General features: G+C 66.9%; 14 protein-coding genes and 1 pseudogene. 8 read left to right on the top strand and 7 right to left on the bottom strand.

The window, feature by feature from the left end:
- The first annotated feature begins 99 nt into the window (after nt 1-99).
- On the top strand, nt 100-882 hold the full coding sequence (locus AC5Y3Z_RS16395) for a DUF1275 family protein (RefSeq protein ID WP_463826549.1): 783 nt from the start codon (nt 100-102) through the stop codon (nt 880-882).
- Between the two features lie 34 nt (nt 883-916).
- Here AC5Y3Z_RS16395 and AC5Y3Z_RS16390 read toward each other — a convergent pair whose 3' ends face one another.
- Nucleotides 917-2,062, bottom strand: coding sequence for a thiolase family protein (locus tag AC5Y3Z_RS16390; protein WP_463826548.1), 1,146 nt, complete (start codon nt 2,060-2,062; stop codon nt 917-919).
- Nucleotides 2,063-2,245: 183 nt separating this feature from the next.
- Here AC5Y3Z_RS16390 and AC5Y3Z_RS16385 point away from each other — a divergent pair.
- Both AC5Y3Z_RS16385 and AC5Y3Z_RS16380 read left to right on the top strand, forming a co-directional pair.
- A pseudogene (locus AC5Y3Z_RS16385) lies at nt 2,246-2,539 on the top strand (coniferyl aldehyde dehydrogenase); the annotation flags it as partial.
- Nucleotides 2,536-3,741: a cytochrome P450 gene (locus tag AC5Y3Z_RS16380; RefSeq protein ID WP_463826547.1), complete on the top strand. Its 1,206-nt coding sequence runs from the start codon at nt 2,536-2,538 to the stop codon at nt 3,739-3,741. The pseudogene AC5Y3Z_RS16385 and the gene AC5Y3Z_RS16380, both read left to right, overlap by 4 nt.
- Here AC5Y3Z_RS16380 and AC5Y3Z_RS16375 read toward each other — a convergent pair.
- Nucleotides 3,738-4,127 (bottom strand): lipocalin-like domain-containing protein, encoded by a 390-nt coding sequence (locus AC5Y3Z_RS16375; RefSeq protein WP_463826546.1) that lies wholly within the window; start codon nt 4,125-4,127, stop codon nt 3,738-3,740. The two genes, AC5Y3Z_RS16380 and AC5Y3Z_RS16375, sit on opposite strands and share 4 nt — an antisense overlap.
- 65 nt (nt 4,128-4,192) lie before the next feature.
- Between AC5Y3Z_RS16375 and AC5Y3Z_RS16370 the strand changes: the two genes are divergently transcribed.
- Together AC5Y3Z_RS16370 and AC5Y3Z_RS16365 are read left to right on the top strand one after the other, a co-directional pair.
- Nucleotides 4,193-5,221 (top strand): LLM class F420-dependent oxidoreductase, encoded by a 1,029-nt coding sequence (locus AC5Y3Z_RS16370; RefSeq protein WP_463826545.1) that lies wholly within the window; start codon nt 4,193-4,195, stop codon nt 5,219-5,221.
- Nucleotides 5,222-5,233: 12 nt separating this feature from the next.
- The gene (locus AC5Y3Z_RS16365) at nt 5,234-6,103 is read left to right on the top strand and encodes an SDR family oxidoreductase (RefSeq protein WP_463826544.1); all 870 of its coding nucleotides are present in this window, start codon (nt 5,234-5,236) and stop codon (nt 6,101-6,103) included.
- 91 nt (nt 6,104-6,194) lie between these two features.
- Here the strand turns inward: AC5Y3Z_RS16365 and AC5Y3Z_RS16360 are convergent, their stop codons facing one another.
- The 4 genes from AC5Y3Z_RS16360 to AC5Y3Z_RS16345 form a co-directional block, all read right to left on the bottom strand.
- Nucleotides 6,195-7,841, bottom strand: a complete 1,647-nt coding sequence (locus AC5Y3Z_RS16360) for an acyl-CoA synthetase (RefSeq protein WP_463826543.1) — start codon at nt 7,839-7,841, stop codon at nt 6,195-6,197.
- 77 nt (nt 7,842-7,918) lie between these two features.
- Nucleotides 7,919-8,539: a PaaI family thioesterase gene (locus AC5Y3Z_RS16355; RefSeq protein WP_463826542.1), complete on the bottom strand. Its 621-nt coding sequence runs from the start codon at nt 8,537-8,539 to the stop codon at nt 7,919-7,921.
- Nucleotides 8,536-9,156, bottom strand: a complete 621-nt coding sequence (locus AC5Y3Z_RS16350) for an isochorismatase family protein (protein ID WP_463826541.1) — start codon at nt 9,154-9,156, stop codon at nt 8,536-8,538. The genes AC5Y3Z_RS16355 and AC5Y3Z_RS16350 overlap by 4 nt, the downstream gene beginning before the upstream one ends.
- Complete coding sequence (locus tag AC5Y3Z_RS16345) at nt 9,153-10,163, bottom strand: Rieske 2Fe-2S domain-containing protein (RefSeq protein ID WP_463826540.1); 1,011 nt, start codon at nt 10,161-10,163, stop codon at nt 9,153-9,155. Before AC5Y3Z_RS16345 ends, AC5Y3Z_RS16350 begins: the two co-directional genes overlap by 4 nt.
- Before the next feature lie 166 nt (nt 10,164-10,329).
- Here AC5Y3Z_RS16345 and AC5Y3Z_RS16340 point away from each other — a divergent pair, with 166 nt between their 5' ends.
- The 3 genes from AC5Y3Z_RS16340 to AC5Y3Z_RS16330 are packed head-to-tail and all read left to right on the top strand — an operon-like array spanning nt 10,330 to nt 14,081.
- On the top strand, nt 10,330-11,937 hold the full coding sequence (locus AC5Y3Z_RS16340; RefSeq protein WP_463826539.1) for a flavin-containing monooxygenase: 1,608 nt from the start codon (nt 10,330-10,332) through the stop codon (nt 11,935-11,937).
- A gap of 10 nt (nt 11,938-11,947) precedes the next feature.
- Nucleotides 11,948-13,045: an alpha/beta hydrolase gene (locus AC5Y3Z_RS16335; protein ID WP_463826538.1), complete on the top strand. Its 1,098-nt coding sequence runs from the start codon at nt 11,948-11,950 to the stop codon at nt 13,043-13,045.
- Complete coding sequence (locus AC5Y3Z_RS16330) at nt 13,038-14,081, top strand: TIGR03857 family LLM class F420-dependent oxidoreductase (RefSeq protein ID WP_463826537.1); 1,044 nt, start codon at nt 13,038-13,040, stop codon at nt 14,079-14,081. Before AC5Y3Z_RS16335 ends, AC5Y3Z_RS16330 begins: the two co-directional genes overlap by 8 nt.
- 71 nt (nt 14,082-14,152) lie before the next feature.
- Here the strand turns inward: AC5Y3Z_RS16330 and AC5Y3Z_RS16325 are convergent, their stop codons facing one another.
- Nucleotides 14,153-15,649 (bottom strand): acyl-CoA carboxylase subunit beta, encoded by a 1,497-nt coding sequence (locus AC5Y3Z_RS16325; RefSeq protein WP_463826536.1) that lies wholly within the window; start codon nt 15,647-15,649, stop codon nt 14,153-14,155.
- Nucleotides 15,650-15,752: the final 103 nt, after the last annotated feature.

The following is a 15,752-nucleotide window of genomic DNA, read 5'->3' as shown; positions in this document are numbered from 1 at the left end:
TCGATGCCAAGAATTCGTTGAGAATCCTCCAAAGCCGCCCGACCAACATGGGGTCAACGCACACAGCATCTCGGCCGAGCAGACCTGGAGAAATCACGAATGACCCTCAACGGCTTCCCCGAAGTTCGGCCGCGTCGATTCGATTGGATGCACCCTCGGGGCCGGGTACTCGCCTACAGCGGATTGCTGGCGTTCAACGCGGGTTCGGTGAATGCGGTGGCGCTGCTGGTGCTGGCGGTGCCGGTCGGCAACCTCACCGGGGTCACCACCCAGCTCGGCATGGACACCGCCCACCCGTGGCGATACGAGAGCCACGTGCTGACCGCCATCCTGCTGGGCTTCCTGGTGGGGGCGGCCGTCGCCGGTGCGCTGTTGGCATCGGTTCGGGCCCCGCTGGCCAGCCGGCATGCCCTGATCCTGTCGGCGCAGGCGGTGCTGCTGCTACTCGCCGCGGCGGCGTTTCCGTCCGGCACCCCTGGCTCGGACGCACTGCAAATCAATGCGGTGAAGGTGCACCTGGTCGGACTGGGTTTTGAGAAAACTGCCGTGCAAGCGTTGCTGGCCGCAGCGGCCCTCGGCCTGCAGAACGGGCTGACCTCCAGCTTCCGCGGCATGGCCATCCGCACCACTCACTTCACCGGCACCGTCACCGATCTCGGGCTGATGCTGGGTCGCAGCCGTCAGGACGGCATCGACACGTGGAAGATCGTGACCCTCACCGTGACGCTGTTGCTGTTCCTGTCCGGTGGTATCGCCGGGATCCTGATCGGTGCTCAACTCGGCGGGTGTGCGCTGCTCGTCCCCGCCTCGATCTGTGTGGCGGTCGCCGCGGCCAACATGGTGCAGGGCCGGGAGCGCCGGGCGGTGTTGGTGCCCGTCTGACCTTTGCGGCTCGCGGACGGCCCGCGCGGACGGCTTACGTGGTGAGCACGCTCGCGGCGGCGGTGCCCGGCGCTCCGTACAACTGGGCGAAGCCCACCTTGGGATCGCCGGGAACCTGACGATCGCCCGCCTGTCCGCGTAACTGGCGAACGATCTCGTGGATCTGGCGCAGCCCCGAGGCCCCGATCGGTTCGCCGTTGGCGATCAGGCCGCCGTCGGTGTTGACCGGCATCGGCCCGCCGATCTCGGTGGCTCCGTCGGCCAGCAGCTTCTCCTGCTCTCCGTCGGCGCAGAAACCGCACTCGGCCAGATGGATGATCTCCGCACCGGCGTCGGTGTCCTGCAGCTGAATCACGTCCACGTCAGCCGGGCTCACGCCCGCCTTCTCGAACGCGGCGCGCGCCGCGTAGACCGTCGGCGAAACATCCTCCTGCACCGGCGCGCAGGTGGTGTTCACCTCATAGGCACCGTACTTGCGGGTGCGAACCTCGACCGCCTTGAGGTACACCGGCTTGTCGGTGTAGCGGTGGGCGATGTCCGCGCGGCACATCACCACCGCGGCGGCGCCCTCGTCCGGCGCGCAGAACATGTACTGGGTCAACGGATAGTTCAGCATCGCCGAGTTGAGGATGTCGTCCTCAAGGATCGGCTTGCGCCGGAACGCATTCGGATTCAGCGCACCGTTGCGGAAGTTCTTGGCGGCCACCCTGGCCAGGGTGCGCTGGGAGATGGCGTGGTCGTGCAGGTAGCGGTTGGCTTTCATGCCGAAGAACTGGGTGGTGAGGTACTGGCCGTTCTCGGCGTACCAGCGCGGCATCCCGACCAGCGCGGGATCCTCGGTGAACGCACCCCTGGGGTGCTTGTCCAGTCCGACCGCGAGGCCAATCTCGTAGTCGCCTAACCGAATTCCGTCCGCACAGGCCTTCGCGGCGCTGGCCGCGGTGGCGCACGCGTTGAAAACGTTGGTGAACGGTATCCCGGACAGCCCGACCATTCCGACGATCGCGTCCGGATTGGCCACCGTCCAGCTGCCACCGGTGGCGGCTTGAATATCGGCCCACTGCACACCGGCGTCGGCCATTGCGGCGAAGATGGCGTCGACACCCATCTGCATCGCGGACTTGCCCTCGAACCGGCCGAACGGGTGCAGGCCAACCCCGATGATGGCTACCTCGTGCACTACCCAAACACCCTTCCTGCCGCGATCGGAGGGAACGCTATGACGACAGACTTGTCTATACTACTGTAACCGTTACCGTTGATCGTTCCGAAAGCGTAGCCAACCAAGAAGGGGTCGCCCGTGGGCAAGCACCGCATCGACCGCTTGATGGCGTTGGTCCCGGACAACACCGACGCGTTCGTCGGGGCGATGAGTGCCGACTTCGGAACCCGATCCCAGATGATTCCCTCGGCGGCACCGTTCGGGGGAGGCGGCCGCAGCGGCATGGGGGCCTACCACGGCACAGCCGGTTTCGACACCTTCACCCACTACCGCACGGCGGTCGGTTCGGATCTGCCGTTCAGCATCACCAGCAGCGCGGCGCCACCGTTCCGCAAGTCGATGAAGAGGTATGCCGACGGGCAGTTGTGGTTGGCGCGCAACAGGACTCGCCGCCGTATCAAAAGGGCGCAGTCCAGTCAGGGGGCGGGTTCATGACGACGGCGACGGTGGTGTTCGACCCGTTCTCCGAAGACTTCTTCACCAATCCCTACGACATCTACCGGCGGATGCGTGCGGAAGCGCCCGTCTATTACAGCGCCGAGTACGACTTCTACGCGTTGACCCGCCACGCGGATGTGGCGGCGGCGTTCAAGGACTACCAGACGTATTCGTCAGCCTACGGGGTCGACCTGGCGCAGGTGCGCACCGGTCAGGTGGCCGAGCACGGATCAATCATCGCGATGGATCCGCCGGCCCATCGCCGGATGCGCGGCCTGCTGAACAAAGTCTTCACCCCACGCGCCATCCAGGCATTCCGTCCGTTGGTGACCCAGTCCATCGATAAGCATCTCGCCGCGGTGAACCGGAACGGTTTCGACTTCGTCCAGGACTTCTCGGCACTGTTCCCGGTGGACGTGATGACGACGTTGCAAGGTGTGCCCGAACCGGACCGGCAACAGATCCGGCTCTGGATCGACGACCTGCTGCACCGCGAACCAGGCCAGGTCGAAGCGAGCGAGGCCGGCATCAAATCGGCCATCGACATGTCTATCTACTACTACCGGATGATCAAAGCGCGCCGCGAGAACCTGGCCGACGACCTGTTGAGTAAGCTGATCCAGTCGCAGATCGAGCGTGACGACGGTGCGGTGACCCCGCTGAGCAACCTCGAGATCACCGAATTCGCAACGTTATTGGGTGGTGCCGGCGCAGAGACGGTGACCAAGTTGCTGGGTAACGCCGCAGTGGTGTTCGCGCGCAACCCGGATCAGTGGCAGAAGCTGTTGGACGACCGCAGCAAGATTCCGCTGGCGGTCGAGGAACTGCTGCGTTACGAGGCGCCATCGCAGTACAACGTGCGCCACTCGATGCGCGATGTGACGTTGCACGGGGTGACGATTCCCGCCGGCAAACCGGTGTTTCTGGTCGGGGCGTCGGCCAACCGGGATCCGGCGGCCTGGACCGACGCGGACACCTTCGACCTGGACCGTGACCGCACTGAGGCGCAGAATCTGGGTCTCGGCTACGGAATTCACAGCTGCCTGGGTGCGGCCCTGGCCCGGCTGGAAAGCGTGATCGCGCTGGACCGGATGCTGGACTTCATGCCGCGCTACGAAGTCGACTGGTCGGGGTGCCGACGGGTCAACATGCAGAACGTCGCCGGCTGGAGCAATGTGCCGGTGCGGGTGCTGGACTAAGGTCCGGGATCGCGACGCCAGACCAGGGTGCTGTGGATGGCCCTGCCCCGGGCCGAGCGCTGGCTCACCGACAGCGTCAACCGGTCGCCGTCGATGCGGGCGTGCCGAAGTTGAGGCTGTTCCAACAACTCCGGCATGGTCGCAATGACGACCTCGTGGGTCACCGTCGACGCCTGCTCGTCGACGTGGAATCGTCCACCGTAAGAGACGAATTCGGCACCCGGGCCCGGCGTCAGCTGTGCGGACATGTGCCCGTCGGTGGTGTAGAGGATGAGCCCGCACGGGTGCTCGCCGAACGGATGCCGCAGTTCGCCGGTTTCTTCGTCGCGGGAGACGAACGATTCCAGTCGCCACCCACCCAACAATGCCGCATGCAGCTCGCCCACCCGGTTGACCCTACCGAATCATTTACAGTACCGTCCACGTTCATGGGCTGTAGGCGTCTGCGGCGATGATCGCCGCGGCCGGTGGCGCGATCAAGATCGATGGGGGCATTCCCATGGAGCTGACGCGCGTACGTTCGGCTGCGACCGAATTGGAAAGCCGCGGCTACGACGGCGGTTGGACCGGGGAGATCAATCACGACCCGTTCCTGCCCATGCTGTTGGCCGCCGAACACACCTCGACAATTCAACTGGGCACCAGCATTGCGGTGGCGTTCGCGCGCAGCCCGATGACGGTCGCCAACGTCGCGTGGGACCTGCAGTCCTTCTCGGCAGGCCGGTTCGTCCTTGGCCTCGGCACCCAGGTCCGGCCACACATCGAGAAGCGGTTCAGTATGCCGTGGAGCCGGCCGGTGGCCAGGATGCGCGAGTTCGTCATGGCGTTGCGCGCCATTTGGAACTGTTGGCAGGGTGGCGGCCGGCTGCGTTTCGAGGGCGACTTCTACACGCACAAGATCATGACGCCGATGTTCACCCCCGAACCGTTGACCTGTGCGCTGCCACAGGTGTTCGTGGCTGCTGTCGGTGCCGCGATGACGGAGATGTGCGGGGAGGTCGCCGACGGGGTGATCGCCCATGCATTCACCACCCGTCGCTATCTGGACGAGGTGACCTTGCCGGCGTTGAACAACGGGCTCCGCCGGGCCGGGCGCGACCGGAGTGACGTCGCCGTGTCCTGTCCGGTGTTCGTCGTGACCGGCCGCACCGAGGCCGAAATATCCGACGCCGCTACGGGAGTCAGAAAGCAGCTCGCGTTCTACGGTTCCACACCGGCCTACCGCAACGTGCTCGATCTGCACGGCTGGGCCGATCTGCACACCGAACTGCACCGGCTGTCGCGGCAGGGCGAATGGGACGCGATGGGCACGCTGATCGATGACGACATGCTGGCTGCTTTCGCCGTGGTTGCACCCGTCGGCGAACTGGCCGCCGCGCTGCGCGTGCGCTGCCAGGGCGCGGTCGATCGGGTGCTTCCGGCGTTCCCGGCGGCCTTGCCGCGGGCAACGGTTGTGTCGATCCTCGAGCAGCTGCGCTAGAAAGGTACGGCCATGTTGGACAGGGGCACAGACAGGGTCAGGGGCCGCACGGTCGTCGTCACCGGTGGCGCCCGCGGCATCGGATTCGCCACCGCGAGAGCACTATTGGCCCGCGGCGCGCGGGTGGTTATCGGCGACCGCGACGGTGCGGCGCTGGCGGCCGCGGTCACGGAACTCGGTGCTGCGGGCCAGCTTTCCGCTCACCTGCTCGACGTCTCCGATCGGGCGTCGTTCGCCGCGTTCCTGGACCGGGCACGAGGCGACAGCGGCGGCCGCATCGACGTGCTCATCAACAACGCCGGCGTGATGCCGGTAGGTTCGTTCATCGGGCAATCGCAGCAGGCGTTGCGGTCCGCCATCGAAGTGAACCTCTGCGGGGTGCTCAACGGTTGTCAGCTGGTGTTGCCCGAGATGGTGGCACGCCGGCGCGGGCACATCGTGAACATCGCCTCGATGGCGGGCGTGATGGCGATCCCCGGACAGGTGGTCTACGCGGCGACCAAGTTCGGTGTGGTCGGACTCAGCGTCGCGATGGCCGACGAATTCGCCTCCCGCGGTGTCGATGTCACGGTGGTGCTGCCGCCGTTCACCCAGACCGAGCTGATCGCCGGGACGAACGCCGCCGGTATCGGCAAACCGGTGCGGCCCGAGGTGGTGGCCGCGGCGATCGTCGGCGCGCTGGACAGGCCGCGCACTCATGTGGCGCTGCCGCAACCGACCCGGTTCGTCGGACCGGTGGTGGCGATGCTCGGGGCGCGCGGCCGGCGCTGGTTCAACAAGCGAGTCGGCGCGGACACCCTGTTTCTCGACGACATCGATCACGCGGCGCGGGCCTGCTACGAGCGACGGGCCGAGGCGGCGGTCGGTGTAGTGGACGCCTAGCCACCGCTCGAACGCGTTGATTCTGCGGTGAGGGTGTGGCGCACTCGCACTCTTGCACCCTGGACGCAGAGCCAAGGCGGGCGGCGCCCGCCTAACCCGCTTCGGCCTGGGCTCGCGCCCACCGGTAGTCGGCCTTGCCCGACGGGCTGCGCTGGATGACATCGCGAAACACGACCGCTTTCGGAAGTTTGTAGCGCGCCAACGACGTTGCGGCATGTGCGATCAACTCGGCAGCATCGGTGCGGGCGCCGTCGGCCAGCGCCACTACGGCCACCACCTCTTGGCCCCACCGCTCGCTGGGACGTCCGGCGACCACCACGTCGGCCACGGCGGGATGGGAGGCGACCGCGGTCTCGACCTCTTCGGCGAAGATCTTCTCCCCGCCGGAGTTGATGGTCACCGAGTCGCGGCCCAGCAACTCGATGTGGCCGTCGTCGCGGTGACGGGCACGGTCACCGGGAATCGCGTAGCGCACGTTGTCGATGACCGGGAAGGTCGCGGCGGTCTTGACCGCATCGCCTTTGTACCCCAGCGGAACGTACCCGCGTTGGGCCAGCCAGCCCAGCCCGTCGTGGCCCGGGGGCAGGATCGAGCTGAGATCCTCAGCGGCCACGAAGGTGTCCGGCCCGGCATTGAAGGTACCGGTCGACACCGCCCCCGACATGGACATGTGGTGCATCTGCGCGCCGGTCTCCGAGGATCCGACGCCGTCGATGATGATGGCGTTCGGCAGCACCTCGATCAGCCGTTGCTTGACGTACGGCGTTAGCAGCGCCCCGCCGTTGGCAACGACGGCGAGCGACGACAGGTCGACGTTCGCATTCTCGATCGCCGCGACCAGCGGTCTGGCGATCGCGTCGCCGACCACCGTGACCGCCAGGACCCCTTCGCGTGCGATGGTGCGGACCACCTCGTCGGCATCGAGTCGGTGCACGGTTGCGGGAAACACCACCGACTGCCCGGTGGTCAGCGCCGTCATCACACTCCACTGCGCGGCGCCGTGCATCAGCGGCGGCAACACCATCAGCCTGGTACCCGGGCCGGCCGTCACCCGCGCCACCACGTCCTCGACGGAGCCGACCGGTTGACCGGTGACCAGGTCGCGCCCACCGAAGGAGGTCATGAAGATGTCGGCCTGACGCCACAGCACACCCTTGGGCATCCCCGTCGTGCCACCGGTGTAGAGCACATAGAGGTCGTCGGGCGAGTGCTGTACGGGCGGGGCTTCGGGGCTGGCAGATGCCAGCGCCTCTTCGTAATCGACTGCGCCATCCAACAATTCGTTGCCCGAGTCGTCGGCGATCTGGATCAGCACTCGCAGCCCGGGCAGATCGGGCAGTATCTCTGCCAGCCGCGGCGCGAACTCGGCGTGGTAGATCAGGGCGGTGGCGCCGGCGTCGGCCAACAGGTATTGCAGTTCTTGCCGGACATAGCGGAAGTTCACGTTGAACGGCGCGACGCGCGCGGCGAACGATCCGAGCAGGGATTCGACGAACTCGTTGCCGTTGTAGGCGTAGATGCCCAGCAGATCCTGCCCGGCTTCGTGGCCGGCCAACTCTGCGCGCTCGGTGTGGCAACCCAGTCCGCGCGAATGCAGATAGTTGGCCAGGCGGTTGGCGCGATCGGAGATCTGGGCGTAGCTGAACCGCCGGTCGCCCTGAATGATCAGGTCGCGGTCCGGGATCGCGGCCGCGACGGCCGCCACGACCGCGGGGACGGTGAATTCGGTCTCGGGCACGAGTGTCCTTTCTGCCGAGCAGACGCAGAATCGCACGGATGAGCTTGCCGCAGTGCGATTCTGCGTCTGCTCGCGCCTCAAGGCTGGTGGGGTAGCAGGCGGACCATCAGCCCGTTGGCTTCGGTCAGCACCGTGCCGTCGGTCGCCGTAATGCTAGCGGCAATGAAAACCTTGCGGCCGTCGACTTCGCTGATGCGCCCCGCAGCGGTCAATGGCTCGCCGATCGGCGTGATCTTGCGGTAGTCGACGTGCAGATAGGCGGTGCGGGTGGGCCGGATCTCGGCGGCGGTGACCACCATGCCGAACAACCAGTCGTACAGCAGCGGGATCATCCCGCCGTGCACCGCGTTGTTACCGCCGACGTGGGCTTGGGTGAAATGTCCGTGCATCACCACCCCGTCCGGGCCGGATTCGGTGACGCTCCAGGGCGGCAGCAGGGGATGGCCCAGGCCGGGCAGGCTCAGCACCCGACCGGCCACCGCGTCGACTTCGGGAACCTGGTGGCCGTCCAGGAGCGCGCACGCCTGCTCGATATGACCGGCGGCGGCAGCCCACAGTGCGCTGTCCGGGCGGGTGGAGACGGTCAGATCCTGCAACCGCCGCAGGGCGGCCGCGAAAGGACCCAGTTCCTCAGGTGCGTCTTCGACGGGTCTGACATCGGGGAATCCCCCGCGGGCCGGGGATGCGGTCTCGGTCATTGCGCCGTCCAGGTCTGCACCAGGTCCTCGGTGGTGGTGACGGTGGCCAGCAGCGAGAGCGTATTGGCGATGACGGCCTCGCCGTACTCGGTCGGGATGCCGGCCACTGCGTCGCGGGGCACCACCACCCGGTATGCGGCGTTGACGGCGTCCATGACGAAGTTGGGGATCGCGATGTTGAGCGAGACGCCGACCACCACGACCGTGCTGACCCCGAGGTTGCGTAGCACCGCGTCCAGGTCGGTGCCACCCATCGGGCCCACCCCGTGCCAGCGGGAAAGCACCAGATCGGTTGGCGCGGGCCCTAATTCGGGGAGCAGCGCCGCCCCGGGGGTGCCCGGGGTGATGTCGACCTGTCCTTGCCCAAGGGTGAAGATCTTGGCGTTGCGGTTGGAGCCCAGCCCGTCCGGACGCTTGTGCACCAAGCAGTGCACGACGTGCACGCCGGCCGCCCGGGCCGCGGGCAGCAGACGCGCGATATTGGGCAGTGCGACGCGACGGGCCTCCTCGGCGAGCATCGCCAGTCCGGCGTGCGGGCCGATGACCGCACCCTGGCACTCCTGGGTGACGATCGCGGTGTGCCCGGGTCCGACGAGACCGGCGAGTTTGTCGGTCATCCCCGGGCGCCCACTGCCGGTGCCGCGTCATAGAATTGTGTCGCCCATTTTCGCAGTGCCATATAGCCTTTCGCGTCGGTCTTGGACAGCGCCGGGCGTTCCACATATTTCTGGTACCGCCAGATTTCCAGGTCGTCGAAGACGGTGGACAGGAACTGCCTTTCGATCAGCTCGCGCAGCTTGCCCGCCGGCACCGGGGCGTCGTCACCGGGGACGCGCGGCCACCAGATCGAGTAGAACAGGTCGGAACGCTCGTCGTCGACCGGCGTGCAGGTGAAGATCAGCCGATGGTTCTGGGCGCCCTCGAAAACGCTGATCGCCCCGCCGAGACCGAACAGGTGGCTGTGAAAGATCAGGGCCAGGTCGTCCGGGTTGTCGCTGCGCGCGTCCGGCCATCCCGCGGTGAACTGCCACTCGTGCTCGACGATCTTCCAGTCCAACACCCGGGGCGTGACGGTGGCGTGGTGCACGTATTCGAAATGCGCGCTGTCCGGGGCGTTTTCGGCCACGATCTGGGGATGCACCGGTTCGCGTTCGGCGCGCCGGGAGAATTCCGGGTACGCCCGGTAGTAGGCCGCCGGGTCGGTCTCGAACTGCGGGAACTTCTTGAAGATATCGGGCATTTCCCACTGGGGTTCTTTGCCGTCCGGGTGGTGCCAGATGAACACGCAGTCGTACTGCTCCCGCACCGGGTAGACCTGCAGCCGCAGCGCGCGGTTGGGCCGCTCCGGCTGGTAGGGGATGTACCGGTTGGTGCCGTCCGGACCCCAGCGCCACCCGTGGAACGGGCACTGGAGGCAGTCGCCGACCACCTTGCCGCCATGGCCGAGGTGGGCGCCGAGATGTTTGCAGTGCGCTTCCAGGATGTGCAGTTCGCCGGAGTCGTCGCGGTAGGCGACCAGGTCCTCACCGAAGTACTGCAACGGCCGAGCCTCGCCGACCGGGAATTCCGGGGACCACCCGACCATGAACCACCCGGTGACTTTCCAGGTGAAAGGGACCTGCACGGCGGCGCCTTTCGACTATGGGCTGATACTTAATCTATTACAGTATAGATTTCAGCAACTTGACACCATTCGTCCGGCGCGGGCAAGGAGCTCTATGTCTGGTCACGACCTGCGGGGGAGCCGGTGATTCGGCAGCTCAAGACTTGTGCCAGACCGGAGGTGACGGGTGGATCTTGACGTTCTGGTGATCGGTGCCGGGTTCTCCGGCCTGTACATGCTGCACCGGCTGCGCCAGCTCGGTGTGCGGGCCCGGGTGCTGGAGATGGCGGAGAACGTCGGCGGCACCTGGCTGCTCAACCGGTATCCCGGGGCACGCTGCGACATCGAGAGCATCGAATACTCCTACAGCTTCTCCGAGGAGATTCAGCAGGAATGGGTATGGACGGAGTCCATGCCGGCCCAGCCCGAGATCGAGGCCTACCTGAACTTCGTCGCCGACAAGCTCGACCTGCGCCGCGACATCGCGTTCAACACCGAGGTGGTCGCGATGCGTTTCGACGAGGACGCCGCGGCGTGGGAGGTGCGCACGCAGGCGGGTGAAACGCTCACCGTCCCGTTCGTGGTCGCCGCGTCCGGAATCCTCTCGGTCCCTCTGGAACCCGATATCCGCGGGATGGCGTCCTTCGCCGGGACGTCGCTGTACACCAGCCGCTGGCCGCGCGAGGGCTTCGATCTGCGTGGTAAGCGGGTCGGTGTGATCGGCACCGGCTCCACCGGAGTGCAGCTCATTCCCGTCGTTGCGCAGGAAGCCAAGCAGCTCACCGTGTTTCAGCGTTCGGCACCGTACACGCTGCCGTGGCAGGTGCACCGGTTCGAACCCGGGGAGTTGGACGAGATGAAAGCGCGCTACGCCGAGATCCGAGCCGCGCAGCGCGACCATCCGATCGGGGCGGCACGGCTGAGCGCGTTCTCGGTGCTGCTGGAGATGCTGGCCAGCCCGCCGCTGAAGTCAGCAACCCGCGAGCAGCAGCTGCGCGCCATCGAGGAGAACGGCGTGCTGGGCGCGCTGAACTGGAGTGACGTCTTTTTCGACATCGAGGCCAACCAGATGGCCGCGCAACTGTACGGTGAAGCCGTTGCCCGAATTGTGCGAAACCCCGAGACCGCGGCCGCCCTGGTGCCGCGACACCCGTTCGCCTGCAAGCGGCCGATCATCGACCAGGGCTACTACGAGACGTTCAATCGGGACAACGTCATCCTGGTCGACCTGCGCAACGACCCGATCCAGCAGGTAACTGCCACCGGCATCCGCACCGCCCGCGGAGAACACGAACTGGACGTGATCGTCTACGCCACCGGGTTCGACGCGATGACCGGCGCGCTGAGCCGCATCGACATCCGCGGCCGCGACGGCATGTCGCTGGGTGAATTCTGGGGCGAGGCAGGCCCGCTGTCCTACCTCGGGTTGGCGGTCGCCGGATTTCCCAATCTGTTCACCGTCCAGGGCCCGGGCAGCCCCAGCGCAGCGACCAACTTCGTGGCTGCGCTCGAACAACACGTCGAATGGATCGGGGACTGCATCGCGTATCTGCGGGGCAACGGGATCCGTACCATCGAGGCGCTGGACACCGCCCAGCAAGAGTGGATCGAGCACGCCACCGCGCTCGTCGCTCCGACGGTGCTGGTACACCCGTCCTGCAGCTCCTGGTACAACGGGGGCAACGTTCCCGGCAAGAAACGGATGTACATGGGCTACACCGGTGGCATCCCCGAATACCGCCGGCGGTGCGACGAAGTCGCGACCACCGGGTACGCCGGATTCAAGCTGAGGTAGGTGATTGGTCGTGTCGTTGGCAACCCGCGGGCTGGGCATCAGCCGGGAACTGGGCATGCTGCTGCCGCGCACCGTGTCCGGGGTCAGGGGGCAGCCGTTCGGGGTGCGCCCCTTCGGCGAGGTGTTCCTGGATGAGCTTGTGCTGACCGGCTTTTCGGTGCTCAATGACGGCAGGCCCACGACGGTGCGGACGGCGCAGGAGTGCGCCGCGGCAGCCGAGGAGCTGTCAGCGCTCGGCATCGACGGAGCCCACGCCGAGCCCGCGCCACTGCACGTGCGCGCCGTCCGACGCCGCCGCATCGCAGGGCTGGCGTACGAGCGCATGACCTTCGAGCACGACCCCGCACTGCCGCAGACGCTGGTGGACGAGGGCTTCGGGGGCGCCGCGCGGGCGGCGGTGCACCTGTGCCGGCACCGTGACGGTCCGCGGCCATGGCTGATCTGGATCCATGGCGCCGGTCAGGGTGGTGCGGAGGACATGTTGATGTCGCGCATCGACCGCGTGCACCGCGGCCTGGGCTACAACGTGGCGATGCCCGTTCAACCCGGGCACGGCTGCCGGCGCGGGTATTGGCCGGCATATCCCGACACCGATCCGCTGGGCAATGTCGCAGGCATGATGCGGTCGGTGTCGGAAATCCGCGCGGTGCTGCGCTGGGTGCGCAAACAAGCCACCACCGTTGTGGTGGCCGGAGTGTCGATGGGCAGCCCGGTGGCCGCACTGGTGTCGCATCTCGAGCGCGACATCGACGCGGTCGCGTTGTACACCCCGATCCTGGGGTTGAACTCGATGATCGCCCGGCACCTGAGCAGGTCGGGTTCGTCGCGCCGGGATTACTGCACGTTGCTGCAATCCGACGTGGTGTCGCAGCTGACGTCGGTGATCGACCCGCTGCGGGCCGACCCGGCCCCGCCGCCGCACCGGCGGCTGATCGTCGCCGCCCGGCATGACCGGATGGCGATGCTGGAACCGGCGCTGGTGTTACAGGAGAGATGGGGCGGGCAACTGTACTGGTATGCCGGCGGACACGTCAGTCACGTGTTCTCCCGCCGGGTTCAGACCGTCTCGGAGCGGTTCCTGCGCGAAGTCAGGGGTTCGGATGAGTGATCGCCTTCTCGACGAGTTGGGCTACTACCTGCTGGCCGGAGCGGGGGGAGAGGGTCCCGCGACCCTGATGGACGAGGCCCGCCGGGGTGAGGAACTCGGCTTGGGCACCGCGTTCATCTCCGAACGATGGAACGTCAAGGAAGCCTCGTCTCTGGTGGGAGCGGCGTGCGCAGTGACCAGCCGCATGCAAATCGCCACCGCCGCAACCAATCACAACACCCGTCATCCGCTGATCACCGGTTCGTGGGCGACGACCATGCACCGGTTGTCGGGCGGCCGTTTCACGCTGGGCATCGGCCGGGGCATCGCCGCGATCTACGGGGCGTTCGGCATCCCGGCGGTGACCACCGCCCAGATGGAGGACTGGGCGAACGTCATGCGCCGACTGTGGCACGGCGAGCTGATCTTCAATCACGACGGCCCAATGGGCAAGTACCCCATTCTGTTTCTCGACCCGGACTTCGACGAGGACATCCGGTTGGCGTTGGTGGCGTTCGGTCCCAACACGCTGGCGCTGGGCGGTCGGGTGTTCGACGACGTCATCCTGCACACCTACTTCACCCCGGAAACGTTGCAGCGCTGCGTCACCACGGTGAAGACGGCCGCGGAAAAGGCCGGCCGCAACCCCGACAGTGTGCGGGTGTGGTCGTGCTTCGCCACGGTCGGCGACCACCTGCCCGAGCAGCTGCGCCTGAAGAAGACTGTTGCCCGCCTTGCTACCTACCTGCAGGGTTACGGCGACCTGCTGGTGAACACCAACAAGTGGGATCCCGCTGTGCTGCAACGGTTCCGCGAAGACCCGGTGGTGACGTCGATCGCGGGCGGGATCGACCACAAAGCCACGCCCGAGCAGATCGAGCACATCGCGACGCTGATTCCTGAGGAGTGGCTGGAACCGTCGGCCACCGGGTCGGCGCAGCAGTGTGCCGAGCGGGTTCGCCGCGAGTTCGACTACGGCGCCGACGCGGTGATCCTGCACGGCGCCACACCCGACGAACTGGAACCCGTCGTGGCCGCCTACCGGGCCGCGCAGTAGCGTGAGCAGACGCAAAAGCCCCCAATTTCGTTGCGAAATAGGGGCTTTTGCGTCTGCTCGCGCCAAAGGGGTCAGGGCAGGATGACGGTGCGCGTTACCGGCTCGGCGACCGCCTGCCGGCTGGACAGGCCGCGCCGTAAGGCATCCAGCAGCGCGTCGCGCGTCTCCCGCGGATCGATCAGCTCGTCGAAGCCCATGTTCTCCGCCGACCGGTAGGAGGCCTGCAATTCGGCCTTGCGCAGCTTGGCGGACAGATCCTCGGCAGCGTGCGAGGCGCGGGTGAGCGCGGCCGCGCTCATGGCGCCCATCGTCGCACCCGGATAGGCGAAAGTGGCTGTCTGCTGGTCGAATCCGAGCAGCGACATCACCATCGAACCGAAGCCGTACGCCTTGCGCAACGTCAGGTGCAACTTGATTGTCGTCGCCGCGGTCTGGGCGGCGAACATCCGCGCACCGCTGCGCAGCACGCCCTGGCTCTCCGAGCGACTACCGGGCAGCATGCCCGGGTTGTCGGCCAGGAAGATGATCGGCAGGTGGAACGAATCAGCCACCAGGATGAAGTGCGCCGCCTTGTCCGCGGCCGCGGCGTCGATGGAACCGGCCAGCACCTGCGGCTGGTTGGCGACGACGGCGACCGGTTGGCCGCCGAGATGGGCCAGCGCGCAGATGATCGCCTTGCCGAACGTCGGTTGAACCTCGAACCAATCGGGCCGGTCGAACACGACGTCGAGCACTGCGCGCATGTCGTAGACGCGGCGGTTGTCGCGGCTGACGATGCTGAGCAACTCCGGTGTCGGTCGCGGTTCGCAGGTCTCGTCCGGTTCCAGCGCCGGCGGGTACGACCACGCGCTGGGCGGGAAATACGACAGATAACGCCGGATGTCGTCGAGCACGGACTCGTCGTCCTCGGCGACGTTGTGGATCACTCCGCTGGGCAGCGCGACAGCCGGGCCGCCCAGGTCCTCCTTCGAAATGTCTTCGCCGGTGGACTCTTTGACCACCGGCGGTCCGGCGGTGAAGATGGTGCCGTGTCGGCTCATGATCCGGAAATCGCACACCGGGGCCACCAGAGCGCCGTGTCCCGCCGACGGCCCCAGCACCGCTGCCACCGTCGGGACCCGGCCCGAGCACTGCGTCTGCGCGAGCAGGTCGGTGGGGCTGCGGCCGTAGTGGCCACCGGTCGGCCGGAAGCCGGCGCCGTCCAGCAACATCACCATCGGGACCTTGTTGCGCACCGCCAGTTCGGCGATCCGGTGCCGCTTGGAGTTGCCGCCGGGGCCGATGCTGCCCGCCAGCGTGGTGAAGTCCTCAGCGCCCACCATCACCGGTCGACCGTCGATCAGACCCGATCCGGTGACGATCGCGTCGGCCGCGGTGTCGCCGCCAACCAAAGTACCCAGTTCGCGGAAGGTACCCGGGTCCAGCAGATAGTCGATGCGGGCGCGGGCGTCCAATTTGCCTTTGCCGCGGTGCTTGTCGAGGCGCTCCGGGCCCCCCATGGCCCACGCGTGGCGGCGACGCCGGTCGAGGTCGACGAGGGTCTCTTCCCAATCCTCGGGCTTACCCATCCTGGTCCTCACTCGCCGGGCCGAACCTGTTGAACTGCTCACTGTAGCGGGTCGGTGCCGGCGCGCATCGAACACGTTGACCCTACCGAATCGCTTACTGTAG

The organism is Mycobacterium sp. NGS61, assembly GCF_059812325.1.
This window is presented reverse-complemented; position numbering and strand designations above follow the sequence as displayed.